We start from the raw sequence: 15,294 nt of genomic DNA, 5'->3' as shown, positions 1-15,294 counted from the left end.
TGAGTTACCAGCAGCACGTCACCCACGGTGGCCCCGGAGCATCCGGCGTGTCGCACATTCGGTGTGAGTGACAAGGCCATGTCACATCCCGTCTCGCACTGCGTGCTCGCCGGACCGGTCCGCGCAAACCGAAGGTTTGCATGGGGCATCGCGCCGAGCGAAGCGACGGCCCGCGCTAACGCGAAAGAAAGGGAGTGGTTGATGAAGTACCGCTCCGGCGCGCGCAGCGCCGCCGGAACTGATGACGGCCTTGTCACTCACGCGGAGTGCGCGATGGCCCGGATGCTCCGGGGCCACCGGCAGTGACGTACTCTGGGCAACGCCAAGCACTGGCGGTGTGAGCCGCTTTCTTTGCTTACCTTTCTTTGTGGCGGCAAAGAAAGTAAGTGCCGCCCCGCACAGGGGCAACCCAAATAGACCACAAAGAAATGAGGAAAACCCCAACCGCCGTAGGCAAACCAGAAAACCCCAACCGCTGCAGGCAAAAAACGCCCCCCAAAATCCCCAGGCGCGCAGCGCCCCTTATAATCGAGTATTCCCCGTATTTACATGCAGACCGACACATGAGCGAGACCCCGAGCGACCCGACCTCCACGCTTGCCAAAAGCTTCGAGCCCCACACCATCGAAGCCCACTGGGGCCCCGAATGGGAGAAGCGCGCGTACGCCGCACCCGTCCTGGACGAAAACAAACCCGACTTCTCGATCCAGTTGCCGCCGCCGAATGTCACCGGCACCCTTCACATGGGCCATGCGTTCAACCAGACGATCATGGACGGCCTCACCCGCTATCACCGCATGCTCGGCGCAAACACGCTGTGGGTGCCGGGCACGGACCACGCCGGTATCGCCACGCAAATCGTCGTCGAACGGCAACTGGACGCAAAAGGCGTGTCGCGCCACGACCTCGGCCGCGAGAAATTCGTCGAACGCGTGTGGGAATGGAAGCAGCAGTCCGGCTCGACCATCACGAATCAGGTCCGCCGTCTGGGCGCGTCGATCGACTGGTCGCGTGAATACTTCACGATGGACGACAAGATGTCCGCCGCCGTGCGCGACGTCTTCGTACGCCTCTACGAACAGGGCCTCATCTATCGCGGCAAACGTCTCGTCAACTGGGATCCGGTGCTGCTCACCGCGGTCTCGGATCTCGAAGTGGTCAGCGAAGAAGAAAACGGCCACCTGTGGCACATCCAGTATCCGCTCGCCGACGGCTCGGGCCATCTGACGGTCGCCACCACGCGCCCGGAAACCATGCTCGGCGACACCGCCGCCATGGTCCACCCGGAAGACGAGCGCTACGCACACCTGATCGGCAAGACGATCAGGCTGCCGCTCACCGGCCGCGAAATCCCGATCATCGCCGACGATTACGTCGACCGCGAATTCGGCACCGGTGTCGTCAAGGTCACGCCGGCGCACGACTTCAACGACTATCAGGTCGGCCTGCGCCACAAGCTGCCGATGATCGAAATCCTCACGCTCGACGCGAAGATCAACGACAACGCGCCGGAACAATACCGCGGCCTCGACCGTTTCGAAGCCCGCAAGCAGGTCGTGGCCGACCTCGAAGCGCTCGGCGCGCTCGAATCGGTGAAGCCGCACAAGCTGATGGTGCCGCGCGGCGACCGCACGGGCGTCGTGATCGAACCGATGCTGACGGACCAGTGGTTCGTCGCGATGAGCAAGCCGGCGCCGGAAGGCACCTTCAATCCGGGCAAGTCGATCGCCGAAACCGCGCTGGACGTAGTACGCAGCGGCGAGATCAGGTTCGTGCCGGAAAACTGGAGCACCACGTACTACCAGTGGCTCGAAAACATCCAGGACTGGTGCATCTCGCGCCAGTTGTGGTGGGGCCATCAGATCCCGGCATGGTACGGCGACAACGGCGAGATCTTCGTCGCGAACACCGAAGAAGCCGCCCGCGACAAAGCCACCCAGGCCGGCTACACCGGCGCGCTCAAGCGTGACGACGACGTGCTCGACACATGGTTCTCGTCTGCGCTAGTGCCGTTTTCGTCGCTCGGCTGGCCGGCGCAAACGCCGGAACTCAAGCATTTCCTGCCGTCGTCGGTGCTGGTCACGGGCTTCGACATCATCTTCTTCTGGGTTGCGCGCATGGTCATGATGACCACGCACTTCACCGGCAAGGTGCCGTTCGACACGGTCTACGTACACGGTCTCGTGCGCGACGCCGAAGGCCAGAAAATGTCGAAGAGCAAGGGCAATACGCTCGACCCGATCGATATCGTCGACGGCATCGACCTCGACTCGCTCGTCGCCAAGCGCACCACCGGGCTGATGAATCCGAAGCAGGCCGCATCGATCGAAAAGAAAACCCGCAAGGAATTCCCGGACGGCATCCCGGCGTTCGGCACGGACGCGCTGCGCTTCACGATGGCGTCGATGGCCACGCTTGGGCGCAACGTCAACTTCGATCTGGCGCGCTGCGAAGGCTACCGCAACTTCTGCAACAAGCTGTGGAATGCCACCCGTTTCGTGCTGATGAACTGCGAAGGCCACGATTGCGGTTTCGGCAAGCCGGAACAATGCGGCGAGTGCGGCCCTGACGGCCATCTGAATTTCTCGTCGGCCGACCGCTGGATCGTGTCGCGCCTGCAACGCGTGGAAGCGGAAGTCGCCAAGGGTTTCACCGACTATCGCTTCGACAATGTGGCCAACGCCCTATACAAGTTCGTATGGGACGAATACTGTGACTGGTATCTCGAACTCGCCAAGGTTCAGATCCAGACGGGTCAGCCGAACCAGCAGCGGGCCACGCGCCGCACGTTGTTGCGCGTACTCGAGACGGTGTTGCGTCTCGCGCATCCGGTGATTCCGTTTATCACCGAGGCGCTGTGGCAGAAGGTTGCGCCGCTGGCCGGCCGTTATCCCGAGGGCAAAGCCGAGGGTGAAGCGTCCATCATGGTGCAGCCTTATCCCGTTGCGGAACCGTCGAAGATCGATGAAGACGCCGAGCAATGGGCGGCCGACCTGAAGGCCGTGATCGATGCGTGCCGGAACCTGCGCGGCGAGATGAATCTGTCGCCGGCGGTCAAGGTGCCGTTGCTCGCAGCCGGCAACGCGGAGCGTCTCGCTACGTTCGCTCCGTACGCGCAGGCCTTGGCCCGCTTGTCGGAGGTGCAGATCATTGCCGACGAGGCAACGCTCGACGCGCAGGCGGATGGCGCGCCAATTGCTATCGTAGGGAATGACAAGCTCGTGCTGAAGGTGGAAATCGATGTTGCGGTGGAGCGCGAGCGGTTGTCGAAAGAGATTGCGCGGCTCAGTACGGAAGTCATCAAGTGCAATGCCAAGTTGCAGAACGAAAGCTTTGTTGCAAAGGCGCCGCCGGCAGTCGTTGAGCAGGAGCAGAAAAGGCTGGCAGAATTCGAAACCACGATCGGCAAGCTGAAAGCTCAGTTGAGCCGCTTGCCAGCCTGATCGATGCTTCGTGTCCGTCCACTCGCTGGGCGGGCAAGGACCCAAAGCTAAATCAGAGGACTCAGGGTAATCACATGCTAAAAGTTACAAAAGCGGTATTTCCGGTAGCAGGTCTTGGCACCCGGTTCCTCCCTGCCACGAAGGCGAGCCCGAAGGAAATGCTGCCGATCGTCGACAAGCCGCTGATTCAATACGCGGTGGAAGAGGCAATGGCGGCCGGCATCACGGAGATGATCTTCGTCACGGGCCGCTCCAAGCGGGCGATCGAGGACCATTTCGATAAATCGTACGAAATCGAGGCCGAACTCGAAGCCCGCGGCAAGGACAAGCTGCTGGAACTCGTACGCAGCATCAAGCCGAGCCATGTGGACTGCTTCTACGTGCGCCAGCCGGAAGCGCTCGGTCTCGGCCACGCGGTGCTGTGCGCGGAGAAGCTGGTGGGTGACAACCCGTTCGCCGTGATTCTCGCCGACGACTTGCTGTACGGCACGCCGCCCGTGATGACACAGATGATCGAGGTGTTCGACCACTATCACAGCTCGGTGATCGGCGTCGAAGAAATCCCGCAGCAGGAGACGAAGTCGTACGGCATCGTCGACGGCAAGGAGTGGGAAGACTCGATCGTGAAGATGTCGGGCATCGTCGAAAAGCCGGAGCCGAGCGTGGCGCCGTCGAATCTCGGCGTGGTCGGCCGCTATGTGCTGAAGCCGCGGATTTTCGAACATCTGCGCGCGCTGAAGCCGGGCGCCGGCGGCGAACTGCAACTGACGGACGCGATTCAATCGCTGCTCGCCGACGAGCAGGTGCTCGCGTACAAGTATCACGGCACGCGCTTCGACTGCGGCAGCAAGCTGGGTTATCTGAAGGCGACGGTCGAGTTCGCGCTGCGTCACCCGGAAGTGGCCGCGGATTTCGAGGAATATCTGCGTACGCGTTCGCCGGTGCTGGCGGGCTGAATTTCTGAACGGCGGCGTCATCGCAAGGTTGATTCAGCCTGTCGATAGCGCGAGCCGGACGTAAAAAAGGCGCTGTGTCCCGCATTCGCGGGCACAGCGCCTTTTTCTTTGGGTCCGGCGCGGGCGGCGCTCTTCAGCGACGCTTCATCAGAAACGTGAAGATTTTGTCGTGGACCGAGCTTTCGACGATCTCGTTGCCGGTCTGCTTCGCGAACGCGGCGAAGTCGCGTTGCGAGCCCGGATCCGTGGCCAGCACCTTGAGGATCTGGCCGCTTTCCATGTCGGCGAGCGCCTTCTTGGCGCGCAGGATGGGCAGCGGGCACATCAGCCCGCGCGCATCGACTTCCTTGTGAATCTGAACTTGCATCGACGATGACCTTCGGGTGAGGGCGTCGGAGTGCCGACGCCGGGTTGAAGGACGAATTTTACAGCAGGGGGTGAAAGGCGAAGCAAACCTCACCTCACCGCCGGCTTCCCCCCATCCGCTACCGCGGCGCCGTCCTCCTGCGCCGCCGCGTCGCGCGTTTCAGGCATGGCTGCCCATACCAGCAACACGGCGAGCGCCCCCGCGGCGGCAAGCCCAAAAAAGCTCACCGCATTCCCGAAATGATCGGCGACGAAGCCGGCCGCGGTCGTACTCAACGTCGCGCCGATCCCGGCCGCCAGCCCGAACAGGCCGATACACAGGTTATAGCGCCCCTTGCCGCCGGCGACGTCGGCGGCAATCAACGGCAGCATCACACCGAACACGGCCGCGCTCAAACCGTCGAGCATCTGCACCGGCACCAGCAGGTAAGGGCTGCTGATCCCGGCGAACAGCAACGCGCGGATCGGCAACGCGGAAAACCCCAGCAACAGGATCGGCCGGCGTCCCCAGCGCTCGGCGGAGCGGCCGACCCACGGCGACATCATCGCGACGATCGCCTGCGGCACGATGATGCACGCGGCAATCACGAGTTGCACGTTGTCGCCCATGCCGGCCGTTACTTCGCCGGCGGCAAGATTCAACATCGCCGCGTTCGACAAATGGAACAGCACGATGCACGCCGCGAACAGCAGCATCCGCTTGTCGCGCAGCAACTCCCGCAAGCTCTCGCGCCGCTCGATCTGCTGCGGCGTGGGGCCGGCCTTCGGCAACTCGATCGTGTCGGTGCGCTGGATCATCGCGAGCGCGAACAGCGCGGGCACCGCGAGCGCCGCCGTCAGCCAGAACACCGCGCGCGGCGAATAGTATTCGCCGAACACACCCATCAGGCCGGCCGCCACCGCGCTGCCGATCGACGCCCAGCGCGCGTTGCGTCCCAGCCGGTCGCCGAGATTCGCGCGTCCCACCAGCGCGAACGAAATCGCGGCGAGAGCCGGCGTCAGCATGCAACTGGCGAAACCGTGGAACACCTCGGCGGCGATCACCGGCAGCACCGTCGGACTCACGGCCAGCAACACCGCGCTCAGGATGATCGCGAGAATCGCCCACGCGGCCGCGCCTTTCTTGTTGCGCAGCGCATCGACTGCGGCGCCGCCCGGCACCTGGCTCACCATCGCGCTGATCGTGCCGACGGAAAGCGCCATGCCGATCTCGCCCTGGGTCCATTTGTGCGAAGCCAGATACGACGCGATGAACGGACCGAAGCCCGTCTGCACGTTGGCGACGAAAAAATTCATCCAGTCGAGCGCGCGCAGGCTGCGCGCGGTAACCATCGTGCGGGCCGTCATCGGACCGCCCGTGCGTTCGACACGGCGATGGCCGGCGTCGTCGCGGTGGAAGCGGGCGTGGCTGGCGTGGCCGACGCGGCGGGAGGCGCGGGCGACACGGCGCGAATCGGCTTGTCGCTCGCGTAGGGCGGCGCCGCGTTGATCTGTGCGTCGCTCAGATCGATCAGCGGCTGCAGTTCCTTGTCCTTCGTGACGAAGTGCAGTGCCGACCAGTTCGCGGCAATCGTGCGCCGCTCGGTGCTGACCATCCCGTTGACGTCGAGCACGACGGCTTGCGGCTGCGCATTCGCGTCGATCAGCACGTCGATCACGCGGCCGACCTTGGCGCCGTTCGAGCGTTCGACCGTCGCGTCGAGCAACGGCAATTCGACGACGTGCGACTTCGCGGGCTGGGACGGCGCGCCGGGCGCGGTGAGTGTGATCGGCGCGGTCTTCGCGGTCGGCGTGAAGCGGAACACACCCCACGGGAAGTTCACCTTGCGATCGCCGACGCCGAGGAAGCCCTGCAGATTGACCACCATCTCGCGCGGCTTGCCGCTCGCGTCCGTGATCATGTCGACAGCGCGGCCGACCACCTTGCCGTCGGGCTTCTGCACCTGGCTGTCGAGCAGCGCGCGCGCCTCATTGCGCTCGATGGTGCGCACCACGATCAGCGGCGGGGGCGGCGGAGGCGGCGGCGCGGGTGCGACGACCGGCGGCGGAGGCTCGACCTTGTGCGGCTTGACGACCGGCTTCTTCGGTTTCTTCGGCTGACCGGGTTCCGCGGGTTCGGTCTCGACCGGTTCCGGCTCGGACGCCGCCACCGGCGCGCTCGCGGGTTCGACGGGCATCACCGTGGCTTCGACGATCGGCGCCTGCTGCGGCCCCCACAACAGGCTGCAACCGGACAGCGCGAACAGCGCGAAGACAGCAAGAATCGGCAGACGCCAGGCTCGGCGCGAGAAACCGCCAGTCATCAAGAAGAACTCCATGGGCCGGTGCGGGCGGGCGCTCTCGGACCGCCGCAGTGATGTCAGGTAAGGGCCAGAGTGTAACCCGTGGCGCCGGCTCGGCCTGGTTTCGACGGTGGTCCGGCAGGCCTCTCCACGCACGCTTCATGCCGCGCCGCGTAGTCCGATCGGCGACTCGCGGGGGTTTGCGCGCGCCGAACCCTGGAAAACCCTTTCACATCGTCATGACAAACCGTAGGTGTATACGCGCGGCCTGTGTGCATGTTTTGCCGTCGCTGCAGCGATATAAGCGTCGCGACATGTCTGGCATGCCATCCATGCGATGGGAGATATATTTGTGTTGCCCTACATTTCGAGACAGCAAAAAAGAACGCAAACCGACGTTCAAACCTTGCGATACCCACACTAAATCAACTCAACGAGACGAACCTGATGACGGCCGGATGCCGGCCGTTTCAGCGCGCTGATAAAGGAGTCACTCATCATGATGGAACCCCACGCCCAACCGATTTCCGAAGTCGGCGTCGAATCATTCGACGGCAAGGGCTTTCTCGACCGTTACTTCGAAATCTCGTCGCGCGGCAGTTCGCAGCGTCAGGAAATCGTCGCGGGCATCACGACCTTCCTTGCGATGGTCTATTCCGTGTTCGTCGTGCCGGGCATGTTCGGCAAAGCGGGCTTCGACACCAGCGCGGTGTTCGTCGCCGTGTGCCTGACCACCGCGTTCGGTTCGCTACTGATGGGTGTGTGGGCGCGTTTGCCGATCGCGATCGGCTGCGCGATTTCGCTGACCGCGTTTACCGCGTTCGGCCTCGTGCTCGGCAAAGGGCTGCATCCGAACGTCGCGCTCGGTGCGGTGTTTCTGATGGGCGTCGTATTCACCGCGATTTCGGTGACGGGCGTGCGTTCGTGGATTCTGCGCAATCTGCCGACCGGCATCGCGCACGGAACGGGGATCGGTATTGGTCTGTTCCTGCTGCTGATCGCCGCCAACGATGTCGGTCTCGTCGTGAAGAATCCGGGCGCCGGGCTGCCGGTTGCGCTCGGCAAGATCACCGCGTTGCCGGCGATCATGTCGGTGGCGGGGTTAGCGGCGATCTTCGGGTTGGTGCGGCGCCGCGTGCCGGGTTCGATCCTGATCGTGATCGTCGCGATTTCGGCGATCGCGTTGGTGATCGATCCGGCGGTCGCGTTTCACGGCGTGTTCGCGCTGCCTTCGCTGAGCGCGCCGGGGCATGCTTCGTCGATCGGCGCGATGGATATCAAGGGCGCGTTGTCGATGGCAGTGCTGCCTAGCGTGCTGGCGCTCGTGATGACCGCTGTGTTCGACGCGACCGGCACGATCCGCGCCGTCGCGGGACAGGCGGGGCAACTCGACGAGAACGGCCGGATCGTCAACGGCGGCCGTGCGCTGACGGCCGATTCGCTGAGCTCGGTTTTCTCGGGGCTGCTCGGCGGCGCGCCGGCCGCGGCTTATATCGAATCGACGGTCGGCGTTGCCGCCGGCGCGAAGACGGGGATGGCTGCCGCGGTGGTCGGGCTGCTGTTTCTCGTCGTGATGTTCTTCTCGCCGCTTGCGGGTTTAGTGCCGTCGTATGCGACTGCGCCGGCTTTGATGTATGTCGGGCTGCTAATGTTGTCGAATGTCAGCAAGCTGCATATGGACGATATGGTCGACGCGATGTCGGGGTTGATGTGCGCGGTGTTTATCGTGCTGACCGCGAATATCGTGACGGGCATCATGCTCGGCTTTGCGACGCTCGTAATCGGCCGCGTGGTGAGCGGGGAGTATCGCAAGCTGAATGTCGGTACGGTGGCGATCGCGGTCGTGCTGGTCGCGTTCTATCTCGGCGGCTGGGCGATCTGAGCGGCGGTGGTTTTATATGTTGTAGCGTGAGAGCGGGGCGGCCTGGGTTGGCTCGCTCGAGCGGGTAGTCGGTTGTTCTCCAATTTTGGCGCGGCGTGTTTGCAGGGTTTTGACTGCGATGCGCCGCGTTTCTTTTTGCTTGATCGCTGTCGCATCTTCATGCGCCTTTACGTCCCGTTTCGTAAAACAGCGCGAACAGTTCCGACTGCGAGTTCACGTTCAGCTTCGTGTAGATATGCTTCTTGTGCGCGCGCACCGTCTCGAACGAGATCGTGAGTTTCTCCGCGATTGCGCGCGTGGAGAATCCGCTCAACGTGAGCATGGCCACTTCCACCTCGCGCGCGGTGAGCGATGAACGGCCACCCGCCGACGACACCTGTTCAAAACGCGCGGCATACGCAGGGGCTTCGGTTTCCATGCCGGTTTCCACGCCGGTTGCCATCGTTGCATCGCTTGACAGTACGCGCGACGACGACGTGTCGAACGATTCATACGGCAACCGCTGCCGCAACAACGCGATCACCCAGGGCGCGCACAGTGCGAGAACCGCGAGATCGCGCTCGCCATAGCGCTGCGTCGCGCCGAGCGAGAATGCCAGCGTATGCCGCGCGTCGATCATGTAGTTGAAATGCACCTCGTCGCCGACGATGTTTTTCCTGAAGTACCGCTGGTAGTAATCGGTCATCGTGAAGTTGTCGGGCGCGACGTCCGCGAGCGTGACGAAGCCCGACGCGGGCCGTTCGGTCGCGGCGATGTAGAACGGATCGAGTTGGTAGAGCGCGGCCAGATAATCCTGGAACATCGCGTCCACGGTGCCGTCCGGCATCGGCGATTCCGCGCAGACGAGCGGCGCCTCGCCGGCGGTGAAGCGCAGGGCGACCCAGTTGTCGAACACCACATAGCGTTCGAGCGCGCGGGTCAGGCGGGTCCAGAATTGAGCGCTGTCGAGTGCTTCGACGACCGCGCCGATCTCCCGATGAAAGGCGAGGTCGCGCCATTCGAGTTCCATGCCTGCTCCGTTGAGGGTAACCCTGCTGGGTAATTACGAACAAAAATATGTCTGGTAATAATAGGCTCAACCTTGAACGCGGGCGGCCTGGCAACAGCCGCTATTAGACGCGAAGCGGACAGGCAGGAACAGCAGTCAAATTTGCATGGGACCGGAGACAGCATGCTGCAACTCGAACTGGCACAAATACCGATCGTCGACGGCGCCGCAGGCGTGGACGGCGCGAACGTACAACGTGTGCTGCACACCATCGGCCAACGCTCGGCCGACACCGATCTGATCGTATTTCCCGAGACCACGCTGTCGGGCTTTCCGACGCGCGACAACATCCGCGACGTCGCGGAACCGCTCGACGGCCCGTCGCTCACCGCCGTGCGCAACGCGGCGCGTGAAGCGCGCGTGGCCGTCGCGGTGGGGTTCGCCGAGCGCGACGGCAGCCGCTTTTTCAATACCACAGTACTGGTCGACGAACACGGTGACATCGCGTTGCGTTATCGCAAGACGCACCTGTGGGCGTCGGATGTCGGCGTGTTCGAAGCGGGCGACCGTTACGACGTATGCAGCTTCAAAGGGATGACGGTCGGCCTGCTGATCTGCTACGACATCGAATTTCCCGAAACCGCGCGCGCGGTCGCGTCGCTCGGCGCCGATCTGCTGATCGTGACGAACGGCAACATGGATCCGTTCGGGCCGGTGCATCGCCGTGCGATCGTCGCGCGCGCGATGGAGAACCAGATGTTCGCGGCACTCGTGAATCGCATCGGTCCCGGCGACGACAATCTCACGTTCCCCGGCGAATCCGCGCTGATCGATCCGTTCGGCGACGTGGTAGGCGACGCGGGGCACGAACAGAACGTACTGCGCGCGACGCTCGACCCGGCGCGGCTCGAAGGAGCGCGCGAGCACTATCGCTATCTGCACGACGCGCGCATCGCACTCGACCTCGCGACCGTCGACGGTGAAAACGGCCAGCGCTCACGTGTGATTCGCGCACGTTGAGCGCGGCGCGTCGGCTTTTTCGTCACCGACGCGCGCCGGCTAACAACCCCAACACGTACCGCGCGGAACACGCGCATCCAGCAAGTCTGATCGAACTCGACCGGAGCGGCGCAGCGTGCGCCGCATCCCAGGCCGATGCTCGTCCATTCGCCTCAGGAGACACCGCATGAATCCCTCTTCCAACGCAGAGCCTGCCGAGCATAAAACCGCGGCGCGGACCACGCATCTGAAACGCACGCTGGGCTTGCCTTCGGTCCTGCTGTTCGGTCTCGCGTACATGGCGCCGCTGATCGTGTACGGCACATACGGCGTGCTCGCGAGCGCGAGCGGCGACACCGCCGCGCTCGCGTATCTGATCGCATTGATCGCGATCGTTTTCACCGCGCTCAGCTACGGAAAACTCGCGCGACTGTTTCCGGTCGCGGGCTCGGCTTATACGTACACGCGCAAAAGCTTCAACCCGCATCTCGGCTTCATGATCGGCTGGGCCACATTGCTCGACTATTTCTTTCTGCCGATGGTGATCTGGCTGATCGGCGCGGCATATCTGAGCGCGGCATTTCCGCATATTCCGGCATGGATCTGGATCGTCGCGTTCATCGTACTGACGAGCGCGTTGAACATTCTCGGCATCGAACTTGCAAATCGCTTCAACATCGTGCTGATGGTGGTGCAACTGGCGATCGTCGCGTTGTTCGTCGTGCTGTGCTGCCATTACGTGACGGCCGCCGCCGGTCCCGGCGGTCTGATTTCCGCGGAGCCGTTCTTCAAGCCGCATGTGCCGTTCTCGGCAACGATGGCCGGCGCTGCGATTGCCGCATATTCGTATCTCGGCTTCGACGCGGTTTCGACGCTCACCGAAGAAACGATTGCCCCTGAAAAGACGATGCCGCGTGCGATCGTGCTGATTGCGCTGATCGGCGGCGCGATCTTCGTGATCGCGGCGTACACGGTCCAGCTTGCGCATCCCGGTGCGGTTTTCAAGGATCCGGATTCGGCCGCGTTCGAAGTCGCGCGCAAAGTGGGCGGCGATATCTTCGTGACGGTGTTTCTCGCCGGGCTGATCCTCGCACAATTCGCGTCGGGCATCTCGGCGCAGGCGAGCGTCGGGCGCCTGTTGTATGCGATGGGACGCGACGAAGTGCTGCCCAAGCGGATTTTCGGATTCGTGCATCCGAAGTTCAAGACACCGGCGCTGAACATCGCGATCGCGGGCGCCATCGGACTGGTTGCGTTGAAGCTGGATGTGGCGACGTCGACATCGTTCATCAACTTCGGTGCGTTTCTCGCGTTCACTGCGGTCAATCTGTGCGTGATCCGTCAGTTCTTCAACGCGAAGGGCGGCGCGAATGCGATGGGCGTGATCGGCGGCCTGCTGTTCCCGCTCGCCGGTGCGATCGCCGATGTATGGTTGCTGGTGAGTCTGGAGAAAACAGCGCTCGTGCTCGGCGCGGCGTGGTTCGTGGCGGGCCTGTGCTATCTCGGCTGGATCACGCGTGGGTTCCGTCAGGCGCCGCCTGAAGTGGCGGTCTGACGGTGTTGTTGCTCAGGTGTTCAAAGCGACATGTCGAACGCGGGTTTGATGAAAAATTCGATTGCCATCACGATCAGGCCCATCACGGCTGCTGACAGCGTCAACGTACCGTATTCGTCGTAGCGAGCATCGTAAAGGCACGCTACGACGAAAAGAATCGCCATCAGGTTGGTCAGCCAGTCGAAATTCAGCGCCAAGTTCATCGATAAAATCCGGGCTTGTGTGCGACTCGTATTGTTCAAATCACTCTCTCAGGTGAGAGCGATTCTAGCGAGTCGAGCTTACGGATTCGCAACGGCGGCGCTTACAGTAATTACATCATCTCGTGCTCGATCCAGTCGATCACGGACGTGCGCTTCGGCTGCCAGGCGAGCAGCTTACGTGCGCGATCACCGCGCACCCGGCTGTTCGATCCAAGGCCGTACGAGGCCATTTCATCACCCCATTCCTTCCGCGCTTCTGCGAGCGGCCAGTCTTGCGGCTCGCCCAACTTCATCACATGCGCGATAGCCGCGCTCATGTCGCGAAACGATGCTTCGCCGCTTTCTACGAAGTAGAAGGTGCCCGCAGGCGTTTTCTCCAGCGCGAGGCGATAAAGCTCGGCGACGTCGTCGATATGCACGTTCGACCAGATGTTGCCGCCGCTGCCCACATGACGCACGACACCGCTTTTTTGCGCCTGACGCACGAGCCGCGGTAGCTGCACGCTCGCGCTGCCGGCCACCGCGCCGTTGCCGTAGATCAGCGTGTTGCACAACACCGCCGAGCGGATGTTCTGCTGCGCGGCGCCGAGCACGAGTTGATCGATCGCGACGCGGGCCGCTTTGTCCGCGGTCGGCGTGGGCAAGGCGTCTTCGTGATAGATGCGCGCTTCTCCCGCTTCGCCGCCCGAGGCATCGCCGACGATACTCGAGCCGCTCGTGTGCAGGAACGGTTTGCCAGAGCCGGCCAGACCTTCGATCAGCGCGTTCACCGCGCCTTCGTGATCGCTGCTCGCGGCATTGATGACGGCGTCCGCGGCTTTTGCTTCGGTGATCAGCAGGTCGCGGTCGTCGAGCGTGCCGATGACTGGCTCGATGCCGAGGCGTTGTAACTCGGCGCTATGTTCAGGTTTGCGGATCAAGCCGCGGACCTGATGGCCGGCGCGCACCAGATGGGCCGCGATCGAACCGCCGATAAACCCGCTTGCGCCAGTAATGAAAATCTTCAAGACGTTCTCCTGTTGGTGGAAAGGCAACGACAGGTGACCAGTATCCTCGCCTCGGGTCATTGCAAAAACAGCTGTGGTCGCAAATCATTCTTGATTTGATATCAACAATAAAACTTCCGGGAAAGAGTGTCGGCGATTTTTCTCGACCACGGACGCGGATCGCTCACCGGCAGTTCGGGAAGGTAAAGGTACCAGGCGTGCGGTCTGTTAGTGAAACTATCTACTTATATATTCAGGTACTCGAATTTATTTTTAAAAAAATGAATGGCCAGATTGTGGGTAAGGAAGTGGCGCTCTTAACATGGTCGCTTGATTGTTAAGTCTAATTTCTGATGCTGCGTACGAACGTGTTTGCGTTGGCGGCCTTTGATAGAAACATGCGTTGAGAAGGGTGCCGGAAGCCAGTGTGCCGGAACGAGCACCAGGGAGCGACGGGAGAATCAGGGGGAGCAGAATGAATTGCATCCTGAGGAGCCGGGCGTTCTTGCATTGATTTTGTTAGAGCAAGTGTCATTGCGTAGTGGTGACCAGTTGCAAGAACGGCGCACGTTGCGACCGGGCACCACACGGTTCCGCTCAAAAGCAACTGTCCGATTCCGAGGCGGCTTATGCACAGTTACGCAGAGAAAGATTCGACGACCCGAACGGATTCAAGCCGTGAAGATGAATTGAGTGAACAGCCCGATATTGCGGAATCGAGGTGGTTCGACCAGGCGGAGCGCATCGGCCGCAATGGCGAGTGGAACTTCGAACTGGCCGACTCCATGCCCTTTTTAATTTCGGAACTTCCTTGCTGGAAGATCGGCGGGCTGGCACTTCACGTCAGGATCGGTCAGCACCATGAATTTTTTGGTGCAACGGGGCCCAGCGCTAACGAGATATCTATCGAGGTGGAGGGAAACCACTATTGGGCGGTAATCAACGGTGTAAGAGTCTGGGTTTCGCCTGACGGCAACTGTTTTTTCAACGCCATCTGGAAGTCGCTGCAGGCTTGCGGGGATATGGATGCGGTCAGGCGGATTTTTCGGGGCAACGTGCCGGCCAACGAGCGGGAGGCCTCCGATTACTTCCGTCGTGAGATCCGGCGCTACGCGTTCGATCACCCGGAGCTCGAGGTGAGATTGCTGGGTGACGTCGAACGTCCGGCCGATCCCTGGAGTGCGCCGCGATGCCCACCCGGTTTGCGCCAACCAGACGCCCAGCCGGAGTGCAAATCGTCGAAAGTGGGAGATGTTGCCGGCAGTGCTATCAGAATCAGATTGAAAAACAACCGGTACAGCGCAGTGGTAAATGGCAAAGCGCTTCCGGCCCACTCCCTTATTCGCAATCGTGCGCCGGTGGTGGAGACATCCGGAGTGCCAGGCGATCTGGACGAAACGGATATCGATGAATTTTTTGACGCATCGGACACCGCCGAATGGCTAGTCCAGGCGGGGCGGCCAGCGGTACATGCAGCCGGTCCAGAGGGCGGGCGTCTGACGCCGGACAATAGTCAGCCCCCTATGCCAGGCGTCAACCTTCGCTCCATTCTGTACAAACGTCCAACCTTGCGTGCCAGCGAAATTCCCCGCGCGCGGAAAACCGTTCGATGGAATGCTTCCCTGGTCGAATCC

The 15,294-nt window shown here is 62.3% G+C and carries 12 protein-coding genes; 6 read left to right on the top strand and 6 right to left on the bottom strand.

Annotated elements, in window-relative coordinates; translation table 11 throughout:
* Window positions 1–563: 563 nt before the first annotated feature.
* Together PQQ51_RS33370 and galU are read left to right on the top strand one after the other, a co-directional pair.
* Window positions 564–3,443 carry a valine--tRNA ligase gene (locus PQQ51_RS33370; RefSeq protein WP_408501459.1) on the top strand — a complete coding sequence of 960 codons (2,880 nt, stop codon included), beginning with the start codon at window positions 564–566 and terminating at the stop codon, window positions 3,441–3,443.
* A gap of 74 nt (window positions 3,444–3,517) precedes the next feature.
* Window positions 3,518–4,399, top strand: a complete 882-nt coding sequence (gene galU, locus PQQ51_RS33365) for a UTP--glucose-1-phosphate uridylyltransferase GalU (protein ID WP_408501458.1) — start codon at window positions 3,518–3,520, stop codon at window positions 4,397–4,399.
* 133 nt (window positions 4,400–4,532) lie between these two features.
* Here the strand turns inward: galU and PQQ51_RS33360 are convergent, their stop codons facing one another.
* The 3 genes from PQQ51_RS33360 to PQQ51_RS33350 all read right to left on the bottom strand — a co-directional run bounded on the left by PQQ51_RS33360 (window position 4,533) and on the right by PQQ51_RS33350 (window position 7,068).
* Window positions 4,533–4,766, bottom strand: coding sequence for a sulfurtransferase TusA family protein (locus tag PQQ51_RS33360; RefSeq protein ID WP_408501457.1), 234 nt, complete (start codon window positions 4,764–4,766; stop codon window positions 4,533–4,535).
* An 89-nt stretch (window positions 4,767–4,855) separates the two neighbouring features.
* On the bottom strand, window positions 4,856–6,112 hold the full coding sequence (locus tag PQQ51_RS33355; protein ID WP_408501456.1) for an MFS transporter: 1,257 nt from the start codon (window positions 6,110–6,112) through the stop codon (window positions 4,856–4,858).
* Window positions 6,109–7,068, bottom strand: coding sequence for a PRC-barrel domain-containing protein (locus PQQ51_RS33350; RefSeq protein ID WP_408501455.1), 960 nt, complete (start codon window positions 7,066–7,068; stop codon window positions 6,109–6,111). The genes PQQ51_RS33355 and PQQ51_RS33350 overlap by 4 nt, the downstream gene beginning before the upstream one ends.
* A gap of 478 nt (window positions 7,069–7,546) precedes the next feature.
* On the opposite strand from PQQ51_RS33350, the gene PQQ51_RS33345 reads away from it, so the two are divergent.
* Entirely contained in the window at window positions 7,547–8,929 is a 1,383-nt protein-coding gene (locus tag PQQ51_RS33345; protein WP_408501454.1) for an NCS2 family permease, read from the top strand.
* 157 nt (window positions 8,930–9,086) lie between these two features.
* Here PQQ51_RS33345 and PQQ51_RS33340 read toward each other — a convergent pair whose 3' ends face one another.
* Window positions 9,087–9,938, bottom strand: a complete 852-nt coding sequence (locus PQQ51_RS33340) for a helix-turn-helix transcriptional regulator (protein ID WP_408501453.1) — start codon at window positions 9,936–9,938, stop codon at window positions 9,087–9,089.
* A gap of 165 nt (window positions 9,939–10,103) precedes the next feature.
* Between PQQ51_RS33340 and PQQ51_RS33335 the strand changes: the two genes are divergently transcribed.
* The gene (locus PQQ51_RS33335) at window positions 10,104–10,937 is read left to right on the top strand and encodes a carbon-nitrogen hydrolase family protein (protein ID WP_408501460.1); all 834 of its coding nucleotides are present in this window, start codon (window positions 10,104–10,106) and stop codon (window positions 10,935–10,937) included.
* Between the two features lie 166 nt (window positions 10,938–11,103).
* Window positions 11,104–12,471: an APC family permease gene (locus PQQ51_RS33330; RefSeq protein ID WP_408501452.1), complete on the top strand. Its 1,368-nt coding sequence runs from the start codon at window positions 11,104–11,106 to the stop codon at window positions 12,469–12,471.
* 20 nt (window positions 12,472–12,491) lie between these two features.
* On the opposite strand, the gene PQQ51_RS33325 is transcribed toward PQQ51_RS33330, so the two are convergent.
* Window positions 12,492–12,674, bottom strand: coding sequence for a hypothetical protein (locus PQQ51_RS33325; protein ID WP_408501451.1), 183 nt, complete (start codon window positions 12,672–12,674; stop codon window positions 12,492–12,494).
* 110 nt (window positions 12,675–12,784) lie between these two features.
* Window positions 12,785–13,681, bottom strand: coding sequence for an NAD-dependent epimerase/dehydratase family protein (locus tag PQQ51_RS33320; protein ID WP_408501450.1), 897 nt, complete (start codon window positions 13,679–13,681; stop codon window positions 12,785–12,787).
* A gap of 608 nt (window positions 13,682–14,289) precedes the next feature.
* On the opposite strand from PQQ51_RS33320, the gene PQQ51_RS33315 reads away from it, so the two are divergent.
* A partial coding sequence (locus PQQ51_RS33315; protein ID WP_408501449.1) for an OTU domain-containing protein occupies window positions 14,290–15,294 on the top strand: 1,005 nt, incomplete at its 3' end.

Origin of the sequence: Paraburkholderia xenovorans (genome assembly GCF_046030735.1) — a bacterium.
In the GTDB taxonomy this organism is placed as follows: domain Bacteria; phylum Pseudomonadota; class Gammaproteobacteria; order Burkholderiales; family Burkholderiaceae; genus Paraburkholderia; species Paraburkholderia xenovorans_A.
Note: the sequence above shows the minus strand (reverse complement) of the source record. Positions and strands in the feature narration are given on the sequence as shown.